Consider the following 9,876-nt stretch of genomic DNA (forward strand, 5'->3'; position numbering starts at 1 on the left):
AAAAATATTTGAGGATAATTGAGCGCATTAAGAGATGTTAGATGGTGGCGTTGGACGCTTACACTGTTTCTATAATGCTGTAGCAGAAATTTTTTTCGGCAGCCTTAAACAGGAACGAGTCCAGTGGCAAAACTAGCCAAACCGCTATGCAGCGCAGCAAGATGTACTGCAGTATATTTCTATGTTCTACAATAGTCATCGGCTGCAATCATACCTGGGATACAAAAGTCCAAATCAATATGAGGCAGAAACAGAAAAATTTGAGAAAGTTGCTTAACTGGATTGTCCAGAATTAATTGACCACGTCACCCTGGAGAGGATTGACTGGTTCAACAATCGCCGGTTACTGGAACCGCTTGGTAATATTCCACCGGCAGAATTTGAATTGACATATTTTCGCCAATTAAAGGAGTCAACTAATAAAGCTGACTCCAACTAAAAAGTCTCCGGAAAAACCGGCCTGATTCAATCTTTCAATCAGTAAACCGCCGATTCTGCCGGAGTTGATTTAACTTATTTTTTCCACTCAGTTGCTCACAGATTTATGTTATGGATTGATCTGCTCTGCAGTTAAGCCTGCTTTCCATGTTTCTGGCAGATTTTGTACCCAGCCATTATAGACATTAGGGATAGCCAACACACCCTGGCCACCTTGGCCTTGCATGCCAATTATCGTATCATCGCTCGACACATTATTATCGGCAACCAGTGATATCAAACCAACCACATCAGCATCAGACAGATTACCATCTCCATTTGGATCAATATCTACGATTGTGAGAACATCAGCAAACTGACTTGTCACATAAGCATAATAACCGCCGTTTTTCTTCGCGCCAAAATTAACGCCATGGCACCCTTGGGGACATGGCAGCATTTTGACAATCTCATCAGTCCGCGTGTCAATAATCGTGATCATTCCCAACAAATTCGCTGTTACAACAGCTCTACCGTCAGGTGATACGGGGGTTTGCACAGGGAGCACACCGATTGCCAACACACCATTTTTATCATTGTCGTCCAGTTTCCCACTGATTGGATCGTAATCAGCAATGAGGCTAATGGTTTTTAAATTCTCACCATCAGACATTCTTACAACAGTCACAGAATGAGTCAATAAGTTTGCCATATAAAGCTTTTCTTTAGTCATGCCTGCAGCAATAGGGTGTGAGCCTGCTCCTGTCGGCGTTCTTGACATTATTTGCCCAGTAGTTGTGTCATAAATTCCTGCATCGTGTGTACCAATATTGGAGGTACTGACTAAGGTACCATCATATTTAATCCAGTGACCATGTGGATTGGCATTATCCGCTCCCGGTGTCTGCGTAAATGTTCTTCTATTGACTTCAAACTCTCCTGGATTAATTCTTGCCATACCATTCTCACCATTTAAGGTGATCAATAGCTCATCAGTTGTCGGCAGGGTCATCACATGCGCAGGCGAGTCGCCAACCCGAATATCACGAATTAATGATCCATCCTCACGATTAACAAAGGTCATCCGCTTATCAAACCATTGTGTTACATACACGACCGACTGGTCTCTATTTGTCCACATGTTGTGCGGATTGTTCATGTTGATTTCTGGCAATGCAATTTTCCGTTTGAGCTTCCAAGTTTCTGCATCCAACACAGTGACGGTACCATGCTTTGCTTTGCCCGCAGTTTTCTCGGATTGCGTATCAATCCATACTTCACCAACACCTGGAATAGCTGGATTGATCAGCGGTGCTAATGGAATCTTATTTACGCCTTTGTGATACCTGGCAATCAGCACGTCTGCCAGATTAAGTGGCCCCAAGTCTGTTCTGACGTCAACTGATGGATAGCTCACAGTCCAAGGCTCATTTGAAGCAAAATTCATCCAGTTTTCATAAGTAGTTGAAACCAGAAATAGTTTCAATAGCTGTGTAGCCAAGTCACTGGATGTCGGAATATTATTTAGTCCACCCGCTATGTCAATAGTATCGCCCAAGTCCAGTCCTACTGTTGCTGGATCATCGACAATAACCGCACCAAACATATAAGGATGAACTTTACAGGTGAATACATACAAGCCTGGAGTAGATAATTTTACGATACCGCCACCTCGATAGGGTTTAATCTGATCAAAAGGGATACGGCGTGAATCACCGCCACCGTTATCGTCATTTGCACCGCTCGGCCATATCAGGCTGGTAATGGTATGTACCCCTTCAGTGTCTGACATAACAAAGTGAACGCTACTCTCTGGCGGAATAATTTCGAGTGACCTGGTTTTAGTGACTGGACTAAGGTCTTTATGTCGGGTGCTTCTGAAATGGCTCCCAGGCACGTCGGTTATCTCGAAAGTCACAAGACCTGGCGCATCGCTCGGGTTAAGGTAAATTGCACCATACGGTGAGGCACCGGCAATGCTGGCTTCGTATTTTTTGGAACCTTTAGCAAGAACCGTGAATGTACCTGCCATGCCTGCTTCCATATGTGAAAACAAATGGCAGTGATATTGCCAAACACCTGGTCCAACACCAACACCTGCTTTAACGGTAAAAGAATGACTGTCATAGTTATCTTTCATCAATCTGACATCGATAACACTAGGAGCAGTTTGTGACACTGGAATGCCAGTTGATTCTAACCATCGATGAGCGTGCAGATGCCAGGTATGGCCTGGTCCCAAAGATAAAATATGGAAACGAATTTTGTCATCCTGAACAGCGCGAAGTGAAGGATTTGTCCATAATGGTGTTTGGGTTCCGTTAATAATTTCTGTGCCCCAGAAAGTTGAACCCACCATAAACAGAACGATTTCTTTATCCAGCTTTTTACGTTTGATAGATACAATTTCACCAGCGACATCTACAAAACTTTGCACCCTATTATCTTGGTTATCGACTACAATCGCGCCAAACAGGCCAACAAGATGAGATTCAATATCGCCATATGGAAAAGTGCCCACAGTTTGAGTGTTGATTTGGTAGTTACCGGTTTGTCCAGGCGCCACCTGTTTGGCATTGCCAGATGCAAGTTCAGGAACAAAAAAGCCAACATCAACGTCAATATTGTTAATTAATTCAACGTTAACAACATCGCCTTGCTTGACAAATAAGGTTGGCCCAGGAATAACCGCTGTATCCGGGTATGTTGGCGTGTCACCTTCGCTGCTGGCATGATTGATCATTTTATAACCAAACTGGCCATTAGGTAATTTTTCTGCTGACAGACTGATGGTATGCGTCGCAGCCAGCGCCAGATTTGAAAATAGCAGCATCGCTGCAAACAACATGAATATTATCATGCTAATAATATTCAACTTAAAAACGCTTATCTTCATTTAACTTCCTTTTATTGAGATTTATTCTGTTTAGGGATTGACATTAAACTCGCCAACCATTCTCTGCGTTTTCCCCGAGAAAGTTGCATCCTGGTAGAACGTATCGGCACTAGCCTGGATAGCAAACACATGTTTCTCCAGGGGGCCAATCGCTTTCTCACTAATAAGTTTATTGGTTCCTGGTTCAACCCAGCTATATCCAGGAAGCGTGAATTGATGCAAATTGGTACCAAGTGCAAGCAAATGAAATCGCACATTGCTGCCACTTGTTGCAGTCAAAGTAGGGTTCACCATTATGGGCGTTTGTTCACCTGTCAGTGTATCAATTTCAGTTCCAATAAAAATATCGTCTAATATATACAAAACATAGTCTTTCTTAATGCTGGAAAGGGGCACACTGATACTATTGCCACCTTGACTAATTGACACAACGCCATCGGATGCCGGATTAACAATCAAAGCGCCAAACAGACCTTTATCTTCCGCACCATTATGGGTATTCATATTGTGATCATGATATGGCCAGGTTCCCGCAGTACCGGGCGCGGCATCCCAGCGGTAGGTATAGGATTGAACAAGCGTAGCACCTTGATCCTCCGACAAGTTGATATACTTTAGTGTGCCATCGCTATGGAATTCATAGTGAACACCATGTACGTGCAGGCTGACATTTTCATGCGAATGAACTTCATCTGGATTGGGCACTTGATTAAAAAGTGTAATTTCAGCAATGTCGCCTTCGTTCATAATAATGGTAGGACCAGGAATTATTGCCTCTCGGCTATATCTGTTTGTAATGTCCGTCGTGTTGCCCTTCTTATCAGTCACTTCATGCAACATCATTCTGTAGGCTAGAAAATCTTCACCCTCAACCAGCTTATCAGCAAACATTTCAATGCGGTGCAGATTTCCCTTTGGTTTTTTCTTCTCCTGTTTGTCAGCTCTATTATGTGTGTGTCCGCTATCTTTTTCATTTGCGTGTACGCTATCTCCAAAAAGAAAAAACGACATACTGACTATCAGCGCTGGAATAACCATCCACTCAGTTAAGGGACGACTTAATCTAGGTATTCCAGAATTACATTGTGAGTGCCTTACATCCATAGAAAATATTTCATCAAACCTGTGTTTCATCTTCCGTACCCTCCTTAGTTTATTTATTATGTTTCTTTATTCTTGTTAATTTTCATGCATCTACATCTAGTATTTATTGATATTTCACATAAGAACCTGTTGGTAAACTCAAAAAACAGAGAGAACAAAAACTCCAAAGATTTTCCACTAGAAGGATCACAAAACCAGCTGAAACCTTATAATGCATAGATACCTTTTCTGCGCTCAAATAGCCTCGCTTAGCACATTGAGGACGGAATGTATCCTACAAGGTGTCGATTGATCTACCGTTTGTTGTAAAAATATGGTATTACAGATGCGAGAATATCGCTTTCTGATTCTAGTGTATAGAAGGAAAGATTATTGATTGTTGTAGCAAATTTCTTTTAAGTTTGTCAGATAAAATAAAAGATTTATGGCAATATTCAAAATTGCAGAAAAAGCAAGTATTCGATCACAAAATAATTGCGCTGCGTAATGACGAGAATCGTTCTGTCTGCATGATTGCCATATTCATACTCAGTCAAGTTGTCACTTGTTTGAGGTGCTTTCATCCAAGTGGGGCTATGTTGATCTGAAATTGAGGTTCCGAATCAATTAGAGACTCTGGCAAAATCGACAAGCCATACACCACTATCAGAAAGTTATAGACGCGATTACGCACTAAGGCAGGATTACCCCATTTGCGGCCACACGATTAGCGTCAACAATTTGCTTCATTGCGGATCAATGATGGTAGAACACTTTACTTAGTACGACAGATACTTGTGGCATCTAGATCCGAAGTTAATGGTGCACTACAGCCATCTATCAACTAAGTCGCTTTATAGTAATTGCTTTACTTCGCGATCCTAAAAAACCCGTGCGTGGAGCTCACACGAAAATTTTTGCATAAAATTCTCGCAACTCCTCTACAAGTTCAATGGTATTTAAACATTGGCCTTTTTTATTTACGGATACCTTGGTTAGATCCTATAGGCCAAAATCACGAACGCATCGATAAATCCGCCGTAGGAAATGAGCGGAACTGCTGGTCGAGCGAGTGAGCACTAGCCGCGGTTGTGGCTATAGCTAGCCGCTCCGGGATTGTTTCTTGGAGGAGCGACGACTGCCCTCCCGGCTCTCACCAGCGACGCGCTCCGAACCGCTTTTAGTTAAATCCAACCCTTTTCCCGCTTTGCCTTGACAGCGTGTAGCCCACTGCAGTTGGACTCGTGGCCGGTCGGATGTCGTTCGCTAAAAATATCGAGCTTAAGGATAAAAATAATTAAACTCGAGCACTGGCTTGATAGCTGACCAGCAGATGGAGTCCCAGGCTGTTAATTCTCAGTTCACACTAACCGAGAAGTAATTTACAAATGATTATATTATATAAATTGTTTAATTTTTAGTGATCCAAGAATGTCATTTTTGAGGCTTTGGTTCCAGTTTCCTCTACTATTCTACTGAACTCAACCAATTACCTGCAAGATTTGCATCAGTTTCTTTACTGAACATAACTATGCATAACTTTTTGCAGATTCATTCGATGTGTCACTGTGTAAGTGGAGTTACCCCCTTGGAGTGGGTTGACTGGTTCAACAATCGACGGCTACTGGAACCGATTGGAAATATTCCATCGGCAGAATTTGAAATGGCATATTATCGCCAATTAAAAGGGTCAACTGATGCAGCCTGACTCAAAAAAAGTCTCCAGAAATATCGGACCGATTCAGGGTTTAGGTTTAGGTTTAGGTTTAGGTTGAGCATGATTACCACTTAACGGACTGTCTGAATTTGCGATGCCACTTCTCTATCTAGGACCTAAAAAATACCACAGGATCAGACCCGCTATAGGCAGAAGCAATATTAGTACTATCCATAGCACTTTGTTTCCCGTGCCCGCTGAGCTTTGTACAACCTTAATAATCGCCCATACATTAAGGACTAATAAAATAAGACCAGAAACACCACTGACTTCAATACCCATGATTTATTTCCCAATTTTAATTAAAATAATCAAAATCTTGAATTAATTCAGAAGTAATCAACTAATCCAAAGTAGCTTTGGATAAAAATCAGGAAGAGAAAATTCCCTACGTAACATTTGGACCTTTCCTAACATTTTACTCAAAACAAGCGGAATGAAACAGATGACCGGCATACACCTTCAGAAATCGCTGATTAAAACAAGACCAATGAATTTTTCACTCCGCCTTCATCCCTCAGATACAGTTAATTAGCCAGCACCATTTGAATGATGAACGGATCTGAGCAGTTATGTTATGCCCGGTTATTTCTCGAATACCTAATTCACTCTTTCCTTGAGAAGTTTGCCCTCACTTTTCAGTGAATCACCCTCTATTTCTAAATCTTTAATTGTTTTTTTAACTTCTTCATCCTTAAAACCTGATCCGGAATCGAGTAATCTTTCTACGTCACTTTTCTTTTGATTCCAATCATCTTTTCTTTTTTCCCAATTTTCAATTTCAGCCACCAATTCACTGCTTTTTTCCTTCACGTTGCCTAAGAAATTACTAATATTCTCCAAGGATTTGTCATACTTTCCTTCTTTGAATTTTTCATATTCAGCTTTAAGAAGATCCGCACTAGCGCCTACAACTTCTGCTCCCTTAGCAAAAATTTCTTGTGCTTGCTCTTTCTCTTGTTCCGTACCCAAAAAGTAGTTGTAACCGAGAAGTCCGATAACCAAAAAGAAAGTGATGGAAATAAATAATCGAATCATTGTAATGGTGCTTTAGATGTAATTTACAACCATTATAAATCTAATCCACTTAATAATAATGTTAAACCTTAACTATATTTATTCGCACATTTCGAGATTCTTGATTAAGTTAAATTACCTCCGGCAGAGCCGGAGGCTTATCGCTGGAGCCCCTCAAAGGGGCTGTTTGCGAGCCGCTGAAGCGGCACCTATATACCCAGTTTCAACTGATCATAACGCTCATCTTCCTTTTCCTGATCTCAGATATACGCTCTGACCATTTCCTCGTCCAATCCAACCGTCGATACAAAATACCCGCGAGCCCACTACATGCGACACCGAATACTTCGGGGGAATACTTATACACATGTGAATGTGATTCGCATCAAATGGCCTTCCACAATCGCACTTTCCTTCTGATTTGCTAGATCGTGCAACACTTCCCCTATATGCTTCCTGAGCTTGCCAAATATCAGTTTCTTTCGCCGCTTCGGAATAAATACCACATGATATTTACAATCCCAGCGCGTATGGCTCAAACTTTGGTACTCCTTCATCTTTGACTCCTCGTCTCGTGGTTGGGACGAGAACGTTACGACGACTGCCGTAACGGTCAAACCTTCGGGAGTCCCCCGGCTGAGCCGGGGGTTTACCTGTTATTAATTATCTGAAGAATAGCCCAGCAGTTTGACCGTATCGACATCTGCACCGGCTTCGACCTTAGATCGGCTAGATATCGAGAGCATCCGCGCGTTGCACAAAACACTGAAATCAGAATATAAACCGAAAGATTACCATGGCACGTTATTAGGGTGATTTTACTCATATAATATTTTCTTGCGTATGTAAAACTGTAAACACTTATTGCTATACATAAGTTTTCGTACCGTTGAACTTCAGACTCGAATTTTATTGAGAGAAATTTTCTGCCTAATGTTTTTTGAGTCTGAGTCGTTGATTGAGTACGTGAGATGTAGCCGAGAATTGGGCTGTGGTACATCCGCCTGATGTAAGTCACCTAAACTAGAAACACAGCCAAGCCAATTGAACCCAGAACGATGATACTTAAAGAAAAGTAATTCTTCTCGCAAACCGACCGCCGTCTTGTAGCGGGAGACGCGGCAGAAAAACAGATGGCTTTCTATCTCAAACGCGAGTTCGGCACCGCGAAGAATATATGGGTGATCAACGACCTGAGAATTGGGCACGAGGGTGAATTCGCTCAGATAGACCATCTGCTTGTCAGCATATGGGGGCTGTTTATTATCGAATCCAAGAGCGTCACCGGAAGCGTACATATCAATGCGCACGGCGAATGGGCGCGCGAATATGAGAGGAGATTAGAAGGCATGCCCTCTCCCGTGCTTCAAGCAGAAGCACAAGGTCAGATACTCAAGCAGTTTCTGATTGCCAACAAGAGCGAGCTACTTGGCACGATTATGGGAGTGCAAAAAGGGTTTTACTATTGCCCGATTATGGTATATGCAGCCATCTCCGACAGCGGAATTATTCATAGAGGCGTAGACTTACCCCAGGTGATGAAAGCAGATGCCGTTACACCCGCCATTAAAGATTTTCTAAAAAAATGCTCCTTTGTTAAGAATCTGCTTTCCCTGTCAATGGAGATAAAACCAGGCGGATGGAAAATGACCCAGAATGAAGCAGAAGTGATTGCTAAATTCCTGTTGAGCCGCCACACTCCTCTCCGTACCCTGATATCCGCTACCGATAAACAACTCTTCAAAGCTGAATACATTCCTATGCCGGAGCAAGGGCACGATATCCAGGAAGGACAGATCTGCCCAGAATGTGGGCAGTATAAACTTGTACAAAAATCCGTTACGCGTGGCGCAAGCTCGAAGCGTTATTTTATCGCCTGTGAAGGCTACCCAAAAAACTGCAAAAGCATCTATCCATTGCCGTCCTCCAACCCAGAAAAATCGTCAGTGTCGGTAGCTGACGTGAAGCTTGATTCCAAACTTAAAAATACGCATAAGGTTGGCGACGCCTGTCCTTGGTGCAAAGAAGGGAAACTAGTTGAGCGCAAAGGAAAGTCTATATTCCTAGAATGCAGTAATTATGGCAAACACCAGAATTGCACATTTAAGGATTACAGCTATAAATGCATAGAAAACTCCAGTTTAGACGCTCATCGTCAGAAAGACTGCCATTAATGCAAAGCCATTAGTATGTGTCAATGACGTAATCAAAGATATATGGATCCAACCATGAAGTACAACGCCTGAGTTGATGAATACCTGCGAAGGAGTGAGAAATACAAGCCGTTTTCTGGGTCGGTTGTTTCATCTTTACAGAATTGTATCGATCTCTTGTTGTGTAATCGGTATGAAATCACGTTTCTTGAAAAAATACTGCCTGATCAATCCATTGATATTTTCAGTCGTGCCCCGCTGCCGGTAAGCATAAGAATAAGCGTAGCGGTACTTAACCTGGGGTGTTCTGCAGATTGTTTCGGGAGCAGCAAATTCGCGTCCGTTGTATTGCGCTATTATCTACTATGCACATCTATTCGCTGCTTTGTCATAGGGATTCCATATTTGACAGCACATGACATTTGAAGAACGCGCGGGAATCATGGAGTTTGAAGCCAATCTTGAACGAGCTCATGCTGAATGCCTGGCTTTCATTGATATACTCGAAGGAAATTCGCACGTATTATACGGCTTCATTGCCTTCAAAGTTTCAAACCAATGGATAATGACAACAAACGTCAATTCAATAATTT

General features: G+C 42.2%; 6 protein-coding genes and 3 pseudogenes. 4 read left to right on the forward strand and 5 right to left on the reverse strand.

The features are described 5' to 3' along the window. Positions 1–64: 64 nt before the first annotated feature. Positions 65–277 (forward strand): annotated as a pseudogene (locus C7H79_RS15555) (IS3 family transposase); the annotation flags it as partial. A 270-nt stretch (positions 278–547) separates the two neighbouring features. On the opposite strand, the gene C7H79_RS15560 reads toward C7H79_RS15555, so the two are convergent. Then, positions 548–3,313, reverse strand: coding sequence for a multicopper oxidase domain-containing protein (locus tag C7H79_RS15560; protein ID WP_242447336.1), 2,766 nt, complete (start codon positions 3,311–3,313; stop codon positions 548–550). A 30-nt stretch (positions 3,314–3,343) separates the two neighbouring features. Beyond that, positions 3,344–4,447: a multicopper oxidase domain-containing protein gene (locus C7H79_RS15565; RefSeq protein ID WP_106708188.1), complete on the reverse strand. Its 1,104-nt coding sequence runs from the start codon at positions 4,445–4,447 to the stop codon at positions 3,344–3,346. Between the two features lie 1,507 nt (positions 4,448–5,954). Between C7H79_RS15565 and C7H79_RS18125 the strand changes: the two genes are divergently transcribed. Continuing rightward, positions 5,955–6,104 (forward strand): hypothetical protein, encoded by a 150-nt coding sequence (locus C7H79_RS18125; protein WP_172592476.1) that lies wholly within the window; start codon positions 5,955–5,957, stop codon positions 6,102–6,104. Positions 6,105–6,218: 114 nt separating this feature from the next. On the opposite strand, the gene C7H79_RS15570 is transcribed toward C7H79_RS18125, so the two are convergent. From C7H79_RS15570 to tnpA, 3 genes and pseudogenes are all read right to left on the reverse strand, one after another. Then, the gene (locus C7H79_RS15570; RefSeq protein WP_106708189.1) at positions 6,219–6,395 is read right to left on the reverse strand and encodes a PLDc N-terminal domain-containing protein; all 177 of its coding nucleotides are present in this window, start codon (positions 6,393–6,395) and stop codon (positions 6,219–6,221) included. A gap of 318 nt (positions 6,396–6,713) precedes the next feature. Beyond that, complete coding sequence (locus tag C7H79_RS15575) at positions 6,714–7,151, reverse strand: hypothetical protein (RefSeq protein ID WP_106708190.1); 438 nt, start codon at positions 7,149–7,151, stop codon at positions 6,714–6,716. Positions 7,152–7,390: 239 nt separating this feature from the next. Then, positions 7,391–7,687, reverse strand: a pseudogene (gene tnpA / locus C7H79_RS15580) (IS200/IS605 family transposase). Positions 7,688–8,254: 567 nt separating this feature from the next. On the opposite strand from tnpA, the pseudogene C7H79_RS19300 reads away from it, so the two are divergent. Both C7H79_RS19300 and C7H79_RS19305 read left to right on the forward strand, forming a co-directional pair. Continuing rightward, positions 8,255–8,533 (forward strand): annotated as a pseudogene (locus C7H79_RS19300) (nuclease-related domain-containing protein); the annotation flags it as partial. Between the two features lie 357 nt (positions 8,534–8,890). Beyond that, entirely contained in the window at positions 8,891–9,304 is a 414-nt protein-coding gene (locus tag C7H79_RS19305; protein WP_258577651.1) for a topoisomerase DNA-binding C4 zinc finger domain-containing protein, read from the forward strand. Positions 9,305–9,876 lie beyond the last annotated feature (572 nt).

The sequence above is a fragment of the Nitrosomonas supralitoralis genome (assembly GCF_003011925.2).
GTDB lineage: Bacteria > Pseudomonadota > Gammaproteobacteria > Burkholderiales > Nitrosomonadaceae > Nitrosomonas > Nitrosomonas supralitoralis.